Origin of the sequence: Streptomyces sp. NPDC001890, assembly GCF_042891445.1 — a bacterium.
Classification (GTDB): Bacteria; Actinomycetota; Actinomycetes; order Streptomycetales; family Streptomycetaceae; genus Streptomyces.
On the sequence record NZ_JBIATE010000003.1, the window covers coordinates 92,317 to 106,966 of the forward strand.

Here is a 14,650-nt window from a genome sequence, read left to right on the forward strand (position 1 = left end):
GTTCCACGGACAACGCCGGAGGCCCTCAGGATTTCTCCTGAGGGCCTCCGGCTTGCTGTGCACTCGGCAGGATTCGAACCTGCAACCTTCTGATCCGTAGTCAGATGCTCTATCCGTTAAGCTACGAGTGCTTGTGCTTCCCGGTTTTTTCTCCCCGGTCGGCGTTGCGAGAACAACATTACATGACCTGCGCCGGGACGCGAAATCCTTTAGCCCCACCAGCCCTGACCTGCGGAAATGCCCCGCGCGACGCTGTCGCTCGGGTACTGATGAGGCTGTTCGGGACAGCACGGGCGGAGTGTCCGGGTCCGGATCCGGACGGGACCGGAGCCGTGCATGCGCGCGATCGGAGCCGTGCACACGAATGAAGCCCGGATACGACCGAAGCCCCGTGCCAGTGGCACGGGGCTTCGGTGATGAAGCGGAGGCGGAGGGATTTGAACCCTCGATGGGCTTTAAGACCCAAACCGCATTAGCAGTGCGGCGCCATAGACCGGACTAGGCGACGCCTCCAGCACACCCCGCGCGAGCGCGAGTGGTGCGTGCAGATGATGACACAGTTGAGCGGTGCGTCACCAATCGATGCCTACGGTACTAGGCAGGCGGCCACGAGGGCAAAGCGTCTGCGGTTGCGCAACGCCGTGGCGTGCGGAGCGTTAGTGAGGACGGGGGCACCGCCCCCCGTCCTTCCGTCCGTTCCACCGGCATTTCCGCCGCAGTGCACGAGCACAGGAGCCCGCAATGATGCGCCGCCTCGCCCTCACCGCCGTCGCCTCCCTCGCCGCGCTGTCCGCCGTCGCGCCGGCCGCGACCGCGGACAGCGGCACCCTTCCGCTGCCGCTGGCCCGGCCGCTGCCGCTGCCGCTGCCGCTGCCCGCGCTCCAGGACGAAGCCGGCGAAGCCCCTGCCCGGCTGACGATCACCGTCTCGGGCGTGAGGGGCGCCGCCGACGGGACCTTCGAGCTCCGGTGCGCGCCGGCGGGCGGCAGCCACCCGGCGGCGAAGCAGGCCTGCGGCCGGCTGGACGAGCTGGCGGACGAGGGCGAGGAACCGTTCGCCCCGGTGCCCGAGGACGCGCTGTGCACCCTGCAGCACGGGGGCGAGGCCACCGCCCGGGTCACCGGGACCTGGCAGCGGCGGCACATCGACGCGGTCTTCAGCCGGACCGACGGCTGCGAGATCGCCCGCTGGAACAACCTGGTACCGGTGCTCCCGAACGTCGGCTGACCGGGCCGGCCCGGACGGAGTCGTACACCGTATGCACAGAACCTTGGTGAGAGCTCCCCCTCATCCGCAGCCCCTCGCCCCTTCGCTGCCTTTAGACTCCTCCAGTGACAGCCCGCGGCCCGAGGGGCAAGATGGGGCCCGCTGTCGGCAAGGTGCGGTAACCAGGGAGGAAGCGTCGTCGTGAGCAGCAGGCCATCCCGAGGCGCTGCTCGCCTCGCAGCCATACTCGATGCACTCCCCGACGGGCTGTTGCTCGTCAACTGCAACGGCACGGTCGTCAACGCCAACACCATCGCGCTCGAAATGTTCGAGACGCCCGGCACCGCGCTGGTCGGGCGCGGGCTCCTGGACCTGCTGCCCGAGTTCGACTCCAAGCTGATCCCGGGGTCGATGCGCCGCGCCGACACCGCCGACGACCGCGGCCGCACGAAGCCGACCCGGATGACCGCCCGGCGGACGGACGGCACCGAGTACCCGGTCGAGGTCACCAGCGCCAGCCTGGAGGACGGGCAGGCCGCGTACAACGACTTCCAGAGCACCTACAGCGGCAGCTACACGGGCGACGAGCTGCTGATGCTCGTCGTGCGGGACCTGTCGGGCACCGTGGACACCGAGGCCGAACTGGCCCGGTCGCAGCGGCAGACGGAGATGATCCTGCGGGCCGCGGCCGAGGGCGTCGTCGGTACGGACACCGACGGCCGGGTCGTCCTGGTCAACCCCGCCGCCGCGCAGATCCTCGGCTTCCGCGCCAGCGATCTGGGCGGTCAGGAACTGCATCCGCTGATCCTGCACTCGCGGGCGGAGGGCGAGCCGTTCCCGTACGAGGAGTCGCCGCTCGCCGACACCCTCAGGTCCGGGCGCAAGCACCGGGTGCGCGGGCAGGTCCTGTGGTCCAAGAGCGGCGCGCAGGTGCCGGTCGACCTGACCACCGCTCCGGTCCGGGACGGTGACCAGTTGGTCGGCGCCGTCATGACGTTCACCGACCGCAGGCCGTACGAGGAGCTCGGCGAGCAGCACCGGGCCGAGGTCGACGAACTGACCGGCAGTCACACCGCCGAGGTCGCCGAGCTGACGGAGCGGCACAACACGGAGCTGGCGGACCGGACCGAGCGGTACGCGGCCGAGCTGGAGGCGCAGGCCGATCTGCTGGCGGCGCTGACCGCCCGGCACACCCAGCTCACCGCCGTGCTCGGCGAATCGCTGCGCGGCCCGCTGGAGGAGCTGCGCGGCGAACTCTCCACGCTCGCCGCCGACCCGGCGGGGCAGCTGTGGCCCGAGGCCAACCAGATCCTGCACCACCTGGCGGCGGGCTACGCCCGGATGACCACCCTCGTCGACAACGTCCTCGGCTATCAGCTCCTGGACGCCGGCGCCGAGAAGCTGGCCAAGACGAACGTGCTGCTCGACTCGGTCGTGACGGCCGGTATCGACGCGGCCGTCGAGCTGATCGGTCCCGGGCGCGCCCAGTTCGCCGTGCACGCGCCGCCGATCGAGGCCGAGGTGGACGCGGCCCGGCTGGTGACCGCGCTGGCCCATCTGGTCGCGGATGTCGCCGGGGTCGACTCGACCGGCAAGACCCGGGTGGTGCCGGGCGGCGGGTACGTCGACTCGACGGTCGTCGTCGCGGCGGCGCAGCGCGGTGAGGTCGTACGGATCGAGGTGCGCGGACCGTTCGCCGGGGGAGACCCGGTGCACGAGCCGATCGTGCGCGGGATCGTGCGGGCGCACGGCGGTGTGCTCCAGACGCACGAGGTACCGGGGATGAGCGGCAGCGCGTATGTGCTCGAAGTTCCGTTGGGTGCCGGTTCGGGGACGGTGACGGTGCCCGCGTCCGAGCCGGAGCCCGAGGCCGGTGCGCAGCCCGCTCCGGGGCCCGAGGCGGCGCAGCAGCCGGGCGGCGGGCGGCGACGCGCGCGGCGGGCGTCCACGGACGCGTTCCTGGAGAGCCCCGTGGGCGGTTCAGGGGCTGGTGCCGGGGCCGACGGTGACACGGCTGCGGCCGAGCCGACGGGGCGGCGCCGGGCGCGTCGTGAACCTGTGGCGCAGGAGGCAGACGGCGCGGAGAGCGCACGCACCGAGGGTTCGGGGCGCAGGCGGGGGCGGCCGAGCCCGGCCGAGACCGGCGCTCAGCACTCGCTGCCGGAGCTGCCCGGGGCACCCGGGGCGCCCAGGTCGCAGGACGCGCCGGAGGCGCCGGGGCAGGGGCAGGAGGCCGGGCAGGCGTTGGCGCTGCCCGCGGCCTCCGCGGCCCCGTCCGCCCCGTCCGCCCCGTCCGCCCCGTCCGAAGGTGCCGTGGTGACGGCGGCTGAGGGTGCGCAGGGCGGCGGCAGCCGGCCGCAGCTCGGTCAGACCGTGCCGCCGCAGGGTGTACCGGCCGAGAACCAGGGGCAGGGGCTGGGGCAGCTGGCTCTGCCCGCCTCCGCTTCGGATGCGGACGCTGCTGCGGACCCGGCTGCCGTCCCTGCTCCGGCCGCGCCGGCGCAGGCGCCTCAGCCGGCCGGGCGGCGGGCCCGGCGGGCGCTGGCGGCCGCCCAGGAGCGGACCGCCCAGGCCGAGCCCGCAGGGCCCCGTACCGCGTTCGCGCTGCCGCCGGCGCAGGCCGACCGGTCCCCGGCCATGGCTGCCGACGCGGACGCCTCGCTGCCGGGGCGCCACGACGCCGTGCACATCGCACCGGGCGACGACCACACCCCGCCCCAGCCGCACCCCGTACCGACCGGCCGGCGCCGGGCCCGCCCCTCCGAGGCCCCGCTCCAGGCCGAACAGGCCGAGCCGGGCGACGGGATGCCCGGCGAAGGCACGGAGCCGCCTGCGGCCGGACAGACCACGCACGCCACGGGCACCACGGCCGTCGCGGCTCCCGCAGCGGGCTCCGCGGAGGGCCCGCAGGGCATCTCGCCCGTACCGGACGCGCGCAGGCAGCCGCTGCCCGCGGAGGCTCCGATGCCGGGCGGTTCGTCCGACTCGACGCAGGGGCGCGCGTTCAGCGTGCGGACCCTCGGGCAGGGCGTGCCCTTCGCCCAGCACATCGCGCACCAGCAGAACCAGACGCTCGGCGGTGCCGGACGGCGCCGCAAGCTCGCCGCGCCGCCGGAGGGCGAGCGCACCCCGCAGGCCGCCGCGTCGGCCCCGTCCCCGTCCGTCCCCGCACCGGGCTCGGGTCCGGGGCAGGGCCCGCTGCGCCCGGCCCCGGAGGCCGAGGGGCGTGCGTACGCGATAGGCGCCCCCGACGAGGGCGCCGAGGGACCGGAGCCGCTGGACGGCCCGGGTGGCGCGGTCGAGGTCGCCAACCGCCCGTCGCCGCAGCCGGTCGACGACGAGCTGCCCCCGGAGCCGCTGGACAACCCGCGTCGGCTGCTCGTCTGGCCGGCGCCCGACGTCTCCACCCAGCAGGCGCTGAGCGACCGCGGCTACCGGCCGGTGATCGTGCACTCGCGCGAGGAGGTCGACGCCCAGATCGCGGCGTTCCCCGCCGCGCTCTTCGTCGATCCGCTGACCGGCCCCATCACCCGCAAGGCCCTCCAGTCGCTGCGTCAGGCGGCGGTGGCGGCCGAGGTTCCGGTGCTGGTGACGGCGGGCCTGGGACAGGCCTCGCGGGACGCGGCGTACGGTGCCGACCCCGCCGTGCTCCTCAAGGCGCTCGCCCCGCGCGACAGCGAACAGCATCCGCCCCGGGTGCTGTTGATCGAGGAGCACGAGGAGATCGCGCTGGCGCTGACGGAGACCCTGGAGCGCCGCGGCATGCAGGTGGCGCGGGCCTCCACCGACAGCGAGGCGGTGTCGCTCGCCACCCGGATGCGGCCCAACCTGGTGGTGATGGACCTGATGCAGGTGCGCCGCCGCCGGGCCGGCATCGTCGACTGGCTGCGCGCCAACGGCCAGTTGAACCGGACCCCGCTGGTCGTCTACACCTCCGCCGACATGACCGGGTCGGAGCTGCCGAAGCTCGGCTCGGGCGAGACCGTGCTCTTCCTGGCCGAGCGGTCCACGAGCGAAGAGGTCCAGGCACGCATCGTCGATCTGCTCGCGAAGATCGGTACGAACTGACGCGCCGGAAGCCGGAAGAAGGCCGCGGGCACGAAGGACGCGGGACACGGCGAGGGCGGTACGGGAGCGACTCCCGTACCGCCCTCGCCGTGTCCGAGGCGCCCGGCTCAGAGCTGGGTGATGTCCAGCTCGCCCGCCGCGTACTGCCTGCGGATCACCTTCTTGTCGAACTTGCCGACGCTGGTCTTCGGCACCGCCGCGATGACGGTCCAGCGCTCCGGCAGCTGCCACTTGGCGATGCCGGACGTGGCGAGGAAGTCCTTCAGCACCTCGTAGCCGACACTCGTGCCGTCCTTGAGGACCACGGTCGCCAGCGGGCGCTCGCCCCACTTCTCGTCCGGGACGGCGACGACTGCCGCCTCGGCCACATCGGGGTGCGCCATCAGGGCGTTCTCCAGTTCGACGCTGGAGATCCACTCGCCGCCGGACTTGATGACGTCCTTGGCCCGGTCGGTGAGCGTGAGGAAGCCGTCCTCGCTGATCACACCGACGTCGCCGGTCTTCAGCCAGCCGTCCTCGCTGAACTTGTCCTCGGGGCGCAGCGGCTCACCGTCCGCACCTCCGTAGTAGGCCCCGGCGATCCAGGGGCCACGCACCTCCAGCTCACCGGCCGACTCGTTGTCCCACGGCAGGTGCTCGCCGCCGGGGCCGACCAGCCGCGCCTCCACACCGGCCGGGAAGCGGCCCTGCGTTATGCGGTAGGGCCATTCCTCCTCCTCGGTCAGTCCGGCGGGCGGGTTGGCCATGGTGCCGAGCGGCGAGGTCTCCGTCATGCCCCAGGCCTGGCAGAGGCGGACGCCCAGCTTGTCGTAGGCGGCCATGAGGGAGGGCGGACAGGCGGCGCCGCCGATGGTGACGCGGGCCATGGAGCTGAGGTCGCGCGGGTTGGCGGTGACCTCGGCGAGCAGTCCCTGCCAGATGGTGGGGACGGCGGCGGCGTGGGTCGGCCGCTCGCGCTCGATCATCTCGGCGAGCGGGGCGGGCTGCAGGAACCGGTCGGGCATGAGGACGTTGATGCCGGACATGAACGTCGCGTGCGGCAGCCCCCAGGCGTTCACGTGGAACTGGGGGACGACCACCAGCGTGGTGTCCTTGTCCGTCAGGCCCATCGACTCGGCCATGTTGACCTGCATGGAGTGCAGGTAGACGGAGCGGTGGGAGTAGACGACGCCCTTGGGGTCGCCGGTGGTGCCGGAGGTGTAGCACATGGCGGCGGCCTGGCGTTCGTCCAGCTCGGGCCAGTCGTAGTGGGTGGGCCGTCCGGCGATCAGCTCCTCGTACTCGTGCACCCGGGGCGTCGCCCCGTCGAGGAGCGAACGGTCGCCCGGACCGGTGACGATCACGTGTTCGACCGACGGCAGCTGGGGGAGGAGCGGGGCGAGCAGCGGCAGCAGGGAGCCGTTGACGATGACGACCCTGTCGTCGGCGTGCCCGACGATCCAGACCAGCTGTTCGGCCGGGAGCCGGAGGTTGAGCGTGTGGAGGACCGCGCCCATCGAGGGGACCGCGAGATACGCCTCCATGTGCTCGGCGTTGTTCCACATGAGGGTGGCCACCCGCTGGTCGCCCTCGACGCCGAGCTCGTCGCGCAGCGCGCCGGCGAGCTGCGTGGCCCGTCGGCCGATCTCGGCGAAGCTGCGCCGCTGCGGCTCGGGTTCGCCGGTCCAGGTCGTGACCTGCGACTTCCCGTGAATCGTCATCCCGTGGTTCAGGATGCGGGTGACCGTCAGCGGTACGTCCTGCATGGTGCTCAGCACGGCGTCCTCCCGGTGGGCGCTACGCGGCAGTAAGGTTGGCCTGATTCTGCCCACATACCGCGCGGTATGTCACTAGCTCCGAGAGTACGAATCGGTGTCGTTCGGCAAAATCAGGCGCGGCCGCCGGCGCGCCGACCCTCTGGAGTCACCGCACCGGAGCCAGTTCCGGGTCCTGCCTGAGCTTGCCGAGCGCCCGTGACACCGCGCTCTTCACGGTGCCGACGGAGACCCCGAGCACCTCGGCCGTCTGGGCTTCGCTCAGGTCCTCGTAGTAGCGCAGGACCACCATCGCCCGCTGCCGGTCCGGCAGCTTCAGCACGGCACGCCACATGGCGTCGTGCAGCGTCTGCCGCTCGGCCGGGTCGGGGGCCGGCGCGGCCTCCTGCTCGGGCAGCTCGTCGCAGGCGAACTCGTCGACCTTGCGTTTGCGCCACTGCGAGGTCCGGGTGTTCAGCAGGGCCCGGCGGACGTAGCCGTCGAGCGCCCGGTGGTCCTCGATCCGCTCCCAGGCCACGTACGTCTTGGTGAGCGCCGTCTGCAGCAGGTCCTCGGCGTCGCTCGGGTTGGCGGTGAGTGAGCGCGCGGCCCGCAGCAGCACGGGCCCTCTCGCCCGCACGAAGGAGGAAAACGATGGATAAGGGGCGTATGGAGCGTACGGGGCACCCGGCGCGTTCAGGGCATTCGGGGTGTTCGGGACCTGCGTCGCGTACGGCGTCCGCGAGGGGTACGCGGGGCGTGCGGTGCGCGCTCCGTGCTGGCTGGGTACGCCGTGCCCGGTGATGTGCGGGGTGTGCGACATGTGTCCCGGGTACGGCGCGTGTCCGGTGGTGGCGGCTCCCCCGGAGCTGCCCGTGCAGACTGGCGTGGTCATGGCTCCACGCTAGAAGCGGGCACCGCACCGGGGGATCGGCCCCAGGTCCCGAAAGCGCGTCCGCCTCAGGGTGGAGGGGTAGGGCCTCCTCCACCTCCTGTAGGTGGAGCCGTCGTCCCCGGGGATCAGGGGCGCGCCCCTGAGGCGGGCTCAGTCGTCCGTGCCGAGGATCAGCCCCGAGGTGGGTACGCCGGTGCCTGCCGTGACCAGGGTCCTGGCCGCCCCGGAGACCTGGTTCACCGACGAACCGCGGATCTGCCGGACCGCCTCCGCGATGCCGTTCATGCCGTGCAGATACGCCTCCCCCAGCTGGCCCCCGTGCGTGTTCAGGGGCAGCGCGTCCGCCGCGACGAAGCCGGCCGCCTCGCCCGGCGCACAGAAGCCGAACTCCTCCAGCTGCATCAGGACGAAGGGGGTGAAGTGGTCGTAGAGGATGCCCACGTCGATGTCGGAGGGGGAGAGACCGGAGCTGCGCCAGAGCTGCCGGGCGACCACGCCCATCTCCGGCAGGCCGGTCAGGTCGTCGCGGTAGAAGCTCGTCATCTGCTCCTGCGCCCGCCCGGCGCCCTGCGCCGCGGCCACGATCACGGCGGGCGGCCGCCGCAGGTCCCGGGCCCGCTCGGCGCTGGTGACGACGATCGCCTGCCCGCCGTCGGTCTCCTGGCAGCAGTCGAGCAGCCGCAGCGGTTCGACGATCCACCGCGACGCCGCGTGGTCGGCCAGGGTGATCGGCTTCCCGTAGAAGTACGCCGCCGGATTCCGGGCGGCATGGCGGCGGTCGGTCACCGCGACATGGCCGAAGACCTCCGGCGTCAGCCCGTACGTGTGCAGATAGCGCTGGGCGGCCATGGCGACCCAGGAGGCCGGGGTGAGCAGCCCGAAGGGCAGGTTCCAGCCGAGCGCCGTGCCTTCCGCGGTGGGCTCCCGCTGCTGCACGCCGGAGCCGAATCTGCGCCCCGAGCGCTCGTTGAACGCGCGGTAGCAGACCACCACGTCGGCCACCCCGCTCGCCACCGCCATCGCCGCCTGCTGGACGGTGGCGCAGGCCGCCCCGCCGCCGTAGTGGATGCGGGAGAAGAACGACAGCTCACCGATCCCGGCCGCCTGGGCGACGGTGATCTCGGGGCTGGTGTCCATGGTGAAGGTGACCAGCCCGTCCACGTCGTCGGGGGTCAGCCCGGCGTCGTCGAGGGCGGCCCGTACCGCTTCGACGGCCAGCTTCAGCTCGCTGCGCCCGGAGTCCTTGGAGAACTCGGTCGCGCCGATCCCCACCACCGCGGCTTTGCCGCCGAGCGAATCGGCCCTGCGCACGCTCATGCCGCCCCCCGCGGTACGCCGACGGTCACCGTGCCGGTGACGTGTCTGCCGAGACCGTTGGCGCCGATGATCCTCACCTCGGCCGTTCCGTCGTCCGCGACGGAGGTGACCGTGCCGCTCAGGATCATGGTGTCCCCGGGGTAGTTGGGTGCGCCCAGCCGGATCGCGACCTTGCGGAGCACGGCCGACGGGCCGAGGCGGTCGGTGACGTACCTGCCGACCAGGCCGTTGGTCGTCAGGATGTTCATGAAGATGTCCGGGGAGCCCTTCTCCCGGGCGAGCTCCACGTCATGGTGCACGTCCTGGTAGTCGCGGGAGGCGATCGCGCCCGCCACGATCAGGGTGCGGGTCACCGCGATCTCCAGCGGCGCCAGTTCGTCACCGGCCTTCACCTTCACTCCGTGCCCTCCTTCACCAGCGCATCGCCGAGTTCCTGAAGCACTTCGCCGCCGCAGCCCAGGTAGGCGTCGAGCTGCCGGCCCCAGAGGAAGTGGCGGTGCACGGGGTGGTCGAGGTCCGCGCCGGCGCCGCCGTGCAGATGCTGCCCGGCGTGCACCACCCGCTTTCCGGCCTCCGAGGCCCACCAGGCGGCGGTCAGCGCCTGCGGTCCGCACGGCAGGCCCGTGTCGTACCGCCAGGCCGCCTCGTACGCGGTGACCCGGATCGCCTCGGTGTCCATGTGGGCGTCGGCGGCGCGCAGCAGCACCCCCTGCTTGGTGGAGAGGGGGCGCCCGAACTGCTCCCGGGTGTTGACGTGCGCGACGGCGCGGGCCAGCGAACCGGCGCACACCCCGGCCTGCAGTCCCGCGAACGCCGTCCGGGCCGCCGCCAGCACCGCCGCGTACGCTCCGGCGCCGCCGAGCCGTTCCCCGCGCGCGCCGTCCAGGACGAGCCGCGCCGCCGACCACGGCGCCGTGGTCTCCACCGGCTCGGTCAGCACCCCGGGGTCACCGGTCCGGACGATCCACAGCCGGTGCTCCCGGTCCGGTACGAGAACGAGGTCGGCGTCCCGCAGCCAGGGCACGTACGGCACGGTGCCGCTCAGCCGCCCGGCGTCATCGGCGCCGGTACCGTCCGCCCGTATCCCGCCGCGTGCCGGGAAGGCCCCGGTGGCGACGGCCGTGCCGTCCCGCAGCGCGGGCAGCAGCCGTTCCCGCTGTTCGTCCGTGCCGTGCCGGGCGACGGACAGCAGCCCGTACACACAGCTCGCCGCGAACGGTACCTGCGCCGTCGTGCGCCCCTGCTCCTCCAGCAGGAGCACCAGGCCGAGCAGCCCGGTCTCCTCGACGGCCGCGGTCAGCCCGGCGGCGCAGAGCTCCTTCCACAGTTCGGCGTCGGTCGCCGGGCCGGCCACGGCCAGCCGCTCGGGCGTCGACAGGTCGCCGAAGATCCGCGCCGCGAGCCCCTGTGCCGCCGACTGCTCCTCGGTGGGTGCGAAATCCATCTCAGCCCTCGCCTCCCCGGAAGACCGGAAGCTCCAACTCGGGGTCCGTACGCAGGAACTCCAGCCGCACCGGCATTCCCGGCCGCACCTTGTCGTACGGCACACCGACGACATTGCTGACCATCCGTACCCCCTCGACCAGCTCGATCAGTGCCACCGCGTACGGTCCGCCCGCTCCGTCGGCGGCGAACGCGGGGAAGGGCGGGTGGTGCATCACCACATGGCTGAAGACGGTGCCCTCGCCGCTCGCCTCGATCGTGTCCCACTCCTGGCAGCCGCACGCGTTGCAGCCGGGCAGCCAGGGGAAGCGCAGCGTGGCGCACCCGCCGCAGCGCTGGATCAGCAGCCGGTGCTCGGCGACGCCCTTCCAGAACCCGGCGTTGTCCCGGTTGATCACCGGCCTCGGGCGCCGGCTCCTCGCGTCGCCGCGCGCCGCCCGTTTCGCCTTCGCCGGGGTGTACTTGAGGATCCGGAAGCGGTGCGTACCGGCGGGTTCGCCGTCCGCCCGGACGTCCATGCGCGTGGTGACGAAGTACCCCGTCCCGAGCTTGGTGGTCTTGCGCTCCGAGACCGATTCGATGACCGCGTCGAAGGTGATCCGCTCCCCCGGCCGCAACGGCCGCAGGTACTCCTGCTCGCAGTCGGTCGCGACCACCGAGGTGTACCCCGCGCCGTCGAGCAGCCCGAAGAGTTCCTCGTACGCGGCGGAGCGGTCGGTGTGCCCCGACAGGCCGCCCATCGTCCACGCCTGGAGCATCGTCGGCGGAGCGACCGCGTCCGGTCCCGCGTACGCCGGGTTCGTGTCCCCCATCGCCTCGCACCAGTGCCTGATCATCGCCTCGTTGACCGGGTCCTTGCCGGTGCCCGCGGTCGCGGCCGCCCTCCCCTCGAACTCCTTGAGCCGCCCGTGGAGCTCGTCCGGACCCTTGCCCGGCCCCTTGCCCGGCCCCTTGGGCGGCCCCTTGGGCGCTTCCGTCCCGGCCTTCACTTCCGGCGCTCCCGCCCCGGCCTTCACCGCCTGCCCCGCTTCAGGCCGAGCCGCATCGTCGCGACGATCTCCCGCTGCACCTCGCTCACCCCGCCCCCGAAGGTGTTGATCTGCGCCGCCCGGTTCATCCGCTCCAGCTCCCCGTCCCCGAAGGCGCCGGGCGAACCGCCCCGCACCATGCCCGTCTCCCCGGTGATCTCCTGGCACATCCGGTACACCTCGACGGCGCTCTCGGTCCCCGCGAACTTCACGCCGCTCGCCTCGCCCGGGGCCGGCGAGCCCGCCCCGACCTCCCCCACCAGACGCCAGTTGAGCAGCCGCGTCGCCGCCAGCCGGGCATGAGCCTCCGCCAGCCGGGCACGCACCCACGGCTCGTCGGCCGGGCGCCCGCCCGTCACGGGATCGGGGGTGCGGGCGTGCGCGAGGGCGGCCTCGTAGAAGTCCTCGGCCTGCATCCCGATCGCGGCGAGGGCCACCCGTTCATGGTTCAGCTGATTGGTGATCAGTCCCCAGCCGCCGTTCTCCGGACCCACCAGGTTGGTGGCCGGTACCCGGATCCCGTCGTAGTAGGTGGCCGTCGTGGTGAGCCCGCCCACGGTCTCGATCGGCGTCCAGGAGAACCCGGGGGAGTCGGTCGGCACGAGGACGATCGAGATGCCCTGGTGTTTGGGCGCGTCGGGATCCGTGCGGCAGGCGAGCCAGATCCAGTCCGCGTTCTGGGCGTTGCTGGTGAAGATCTTCTGCCCGTCGATCACCCAGTGCCCGCCGCCCTCGGCACCGTCCTCGCCGTGCTCCCGCACCGCCCTGGTACGCATCGAGGCGAGGTCCGTACCGGCCTCGGGCTCGCTGTAGCCGATGGCGAAGACGAGGTCGCCGCTGAGGATCCTGGGCAGGAAGTACGCCTTCTGCTCATCGGTCCCGTACTTCATCAGCGTCGGGCCGACGGTGTTGAGGGTGACCATCGAAACGGGCGCCCCGGCCCGGTACGCCTCGTCGAAGAAGACGAACTGCTCGTCGGCGCCGCGCCCCTGGCCGCCGTACTCGACGGGCCAGCCGAGTCCGAGCATCCCGTCGGCGCCGATCCTGCGCAGCACCCGGCGCTGCTCGGCCGGGTCCTCGGCCCCCGGGGCCGTACCCGTGTCCCTCCCGGGCATCACCTCGCGGAAGTACGTGCGGAGTTCGGCGCGCAGCTGTTGCTGGCGTTCCGTCTGGGCGAGGTGCACGGCGGGCTGCCTCCCGGACACGGGGCGTACGGATCAGGGTTTCTGACTGTCCGTCAGATCCAGGTCCGCTGTCAAGGTCGACGACGCCCCTCGGGGGTGCGCCCACCCCTGCCGTCCGCTTCCTCCGGCAACGCGAAACGGCCCGCGCGAGGGCGCCCAAGCACCCTCGCGCAGACCGTGTTGCCTGTGCGGCCGACCCTGGCCCGACCCCCCGACCGGCCATGACCGGCCACGGGTCACCAGAGGTTGGTGAAGTTCACCGCGACGTTGTCGTTGTCCTGGTCGACCACGGTGAACCCCGAGCCGTTCACCTGCGCGGAGTTGCTCGAATTCGACGCTCCGGAGCCGACGGCCTGCTGCTGGGACGTGGACGAGTTGCCGGAGTTGTTGCCGCCGACGCCACTGCCGACGACCGTCGCAACGGCCGCGTTGGATCCGTCGTTCGCGAACGAGCCGCTGTCGGCCTGGGCCACACCGCTGAAGAGCGCGGCAGCAAGGGGCAGGGCGGCGACAGCGGCGAGGGCACGAGCGGTACGGATGCTTGCCATTTCAATTCCTCCAGGAACCGGAAGTACGGCTTGTTCCGAGGCAGTTGGCCGACCGCCCCGGTCTTGGTCACGACGTCGCGAGACCAGAGTTGCCCACCCGATCCCCGGCGAACCGCCTCTGCGAGCCGATTCCCCCGCAGGCGTGAGGAAGCGCCGATAAACCTTTGCGCGCCCCAAAAGCCCCAGGTCGCCCCCGCCCGCGCCCCGCCGGGCGGTCACCGGGGCGCGGCCGGGCGGCCCAGCCCCGTACCCCCAAGGGAAGAAGCGTTCCGGCGGCCGGCCCGTCGGCGCCACACTCCCTTCCCTTTTTCGAACACCTGAACGAAAATAGAACCATGGCCATCACCGACCGGCAGACCGCCACCCTGGCCCTCGCCCACGCGCTCTCCGCCGCCGAGCGCGGGCTCCCCGTCATCCCGCTGACCGCCCGCAAGCTCCCCGCGCTGCCCTCTCCGCACCGGAACGACGACCGCCGGTCCACCTGCCGGGGCGCGTGCGGCCTTCCCGGGCACGGTGTCCACGACGCCACCACGGACCCGGCCGCCGTACGGGCCCTCTTCGCCGCCGCCCCCTGGGCCACCGGCTACGGCATCGCCTGCGGGCGGCCCCCGCACCACCTCATCGGCATCGACCTGGACGTCGACACCCCGGGCGGCGAGGACTCCGCCGTATCGCTCCGGCGGCTGGCCCTGCACCACCTGTTCACGATCCCGCCGACCGTCATGGTCCTCACCCCGAGCGGCGGGCGGCACCTCTGGCTGACCGGCCCGCCCGGCATCCCCGTACCGAACTCCGCGAGCCGCCTGGCCCCCGGCATCGACATCCGGGGCACCGGCGGCTATCTGGTGGGCCCCGGCTCGGTCACTCCGCACGGCCGCTACCGACTGGCCCCGGGCACCGCCGGCCTGCCTCCGGCCCCCTGCCCCCGCGCGCTGCTGCGCCTGCTCATGCCCCCGGCGCGCCGCCGGACCGGCACGGAAAGCCCGGACCGGGGCCGGGGACTGGTCCGTTTCGTCCTCGCGGCACGCGAGGGCCAGCGCAACACACGGCTCTTCTGGGCGGCCTGCCGCGCCTACGAACACGGCTACGGCGACGCCCTGGCGGACGCCCTCACCCACGCCGCCGTCCGCACCGGCCTCACCGAACGCGAGGCCCGCGCCACCATCGCATCGGCGGCCCGCCTCACCACGGCCGCCCCCGGGGCGACGGACGACTGAGGGCTGCCCCG

11 protein-coding genes and 2 tRNA genes are annotated in these 14,650 nt (G+C 73.0%); 3 read left to right on the forward strand and 10 right to left on the reverse strand.

The genetic code is table 11. From position 1 onward, the window contains the following. Window positions 1-58 precede the first annotated feature (58 nt). Both ACFYY1_RS11730 and ACFYY1_RS11735 read right to left on the reverse strand, forming a co-directional pair. A tRNA-Arg gene (locus tag ACFYY1_RS11730) sits at window positions 59-131 on the reverse strand. Window positions 132-422: 291 nt separating this feature from the next. Continuing rightward, window positions 423-513 (reverse strand) — tRNA-Ser (locus ACFYY1_RS11735). A gap of 228 nt (window positions 514-741) precedes the next feature. On the opposite strand from ACFYY1_RS11735, the gene ACFYY1_RS11740 reads away from it, so the two are divergent. Next, window positions 742-1,227 carry an SSI family serine proteinase inhibitor gene (locus ACFYY1_RS11740; protein ID WP_388583626.1) on the forward strand — a complete coding sequence of 162 codons (486 nt, stop codon included), beginning with the start codon at window positions 742-744 and terminating at the stop codon, window positions 1,225-1,227. Window positions 1,228-1,407: 180 nt separating this feature from the next. Continuing rightward, window positions 1,408-5,274 (forward strand): PAS domain-containing protein, encoded by a 3,867-nt coding sequence (locus ACFYY1_RS11745; RefSeq protein WP_388583627.1) that lies wholly within the window; start codon window positions 1,408-1,410, stop codon window positions 5,272-5,274. Between the two features lie 107 nt (window positions 5,275-5,381). Here ACFYY1_RS11745 and ACFYY1_RS11750 read toward each other — a convergent pair whose 3' ends face one another. From ACFYY1_RS11750 to ACFYY1_RS11785, 8 genes are all read right to left on the reverse strand, one after another. Continuing rightward, a complete protein-coding gene (locus ACFYY1_RS11750) occupies window positions 5,382-7,031 on the reverse strand; it encodes a long-chain fatty acid--CoA ligase (RefSeq protein WP_388583629.1) in 1,650 nt (549 codons plus the stop codon). Window positions 7,032-7,176: 145 nt separating this feature from the next. After that, window positions 7,177-7,707 (reverse strand): SigE family RNA polymerase sigma factor, encoded by a 531-nt coding sequence (locus tag ACFYY1_RS11755; RefSeq protein ID WP_388584662.1) that lies wholly within the window; start codon window positions 7,705-7,707, stop codon window positions 7,177-7,179. Window positions 7,708-8,052: 345 nt separating this feature from the next. After that, window positions 8,053-9,219, reverse strand: coding sequence for a lipid-transfer protein (locus ACFYY1_RS11760; RefSeq protein WP_388583630.1), 1,167 nt, complete (start codon window positions 9,217-9,219; stop codon window positions 8,053-8,055). After that, a complete protein-coding gene (locus ACFYY1_RS11765; RefSeq protein WP_388584664.1) occupies window positions 9,216-9,611 on the reverse strand; it encodes a MaoC family dehydratase in 396 nt (131 codons plus the stop codon). Before ACFYY1_RS11765 ends, ACFYY1_RS11760 begins: the two co-directional genes overlap by 4 nt. Before the next feature lie 2 nt (window positions 9,612-9,613). Further along, a complete protein-coding gene (locus tag ACFYY1_RS11770) occupies window positions 9,614-10,663 on the reverse strand; it encodes an acyl-CoA dehydrogenase family protein (RefSeq protein ID WP_388583632.1) in 1,050 nt (349 codons plus the stop codon). A 1-nt stretch (window position 10,664) separates the two neighbouring features. Next, the gene (locus ACFYY1_RS11775) at window positions 10,665-11,651 is read right to left on the reverse strand and encodes a bifunctional MaoC family dehydratase N-terminal/OB-fold nucleic acid binding domain-containing protein (RefSeq protein ID WP_388583634.1); all 987 of its coding nucleotides are present in this window, start codon (window positions 11,649-11,651) and stop codon (window positions 10,665-10,667) included. Window positions 11,652-11,674: 23 nt separating this feature from the next. After that, complete coding sequence (locus ACFYY1_RS11780) at window positions 11,675-12,874, reverse strand: acyl-CoA dehydrogenase family protein (RefSeq protein ID WP_388584666.1); 1,200 nt, start codon at window positions 12,872-12,874, stop codon at window positions 11,675-11,677. Window positions 12,875-13,110: 236 nt separating this feature from the next. Next, complete coding sequence (locus tag ACFYY1_RS11785) at window positions 13,111-13,422, reverse strand: hypothetical protein (RefSeq protein WP_351260222.1); 312 nt, start codon at window positions 13,420-13,422, stop codon at window positions 13,111-13,113. A 335-nt stretch (window positions 13,423-13,757) separates the two neighbouring features. On the opposite strand from ACFYY1_RS11785, the gene ACFYY1_RS11790 reads away from it, so the two are divergent. Further along, window positions 13,758-14,639: a bifunctional DNA primase/polymerase gene (locus ACFYY1_RS11790; protein ID WP_388583636.1), complete on the forward strand. Its 882-nt coding sequence runs from the start codon at window positions 13,758-13,760 to the stop codon at window positions 14,637-14,639. The last annotated feature ends 11 nt before the right edge of the window (window positions 14,640-14,650 follow it).

Excerpts from the sequence above, each read along its gene's own strand:
- ACFYY1_RS11740 (WP_388583626.1), top strand. The coding sequence starts at position 742 with ATGATGCGCCGCCTCGCCCTCACCGCCGTCGCCTCCCTCGCCGCGCTG.
- ACFYY1_RS11760 (WP_388583630.1), bottom strand. The coding sequence starts at position 9,219 with ATGAGCGTGCGCAGGGCCGATTCGCTCGGCGGCAAAGCCGCGGTGGTG.
- ACFYY1_RS11770 (WP_388583632.1), bottom strand. The coding sequence starts at position 10,663 with ATGGATTTCGCACCCACCGAGGAGCAGTCGGCGGCACAGGGGCTCGCG.
- ACFYY1_RS11785 (WP_351260222.1), bottom strand. The coding sequence starts at position 13,422 with ATGGCAAGCATCCGTACCGCTCGTGCCCTCGCCGCTGTCGCCGCCCTG.
- ACFYY1_RS11790 (WP_388583636.1), top strand. The coding sequence starts at position 13,758 with ATGGCCATCACCGACCGGCAGACCGCCACCCTGGCCCTCGCCCACGCG.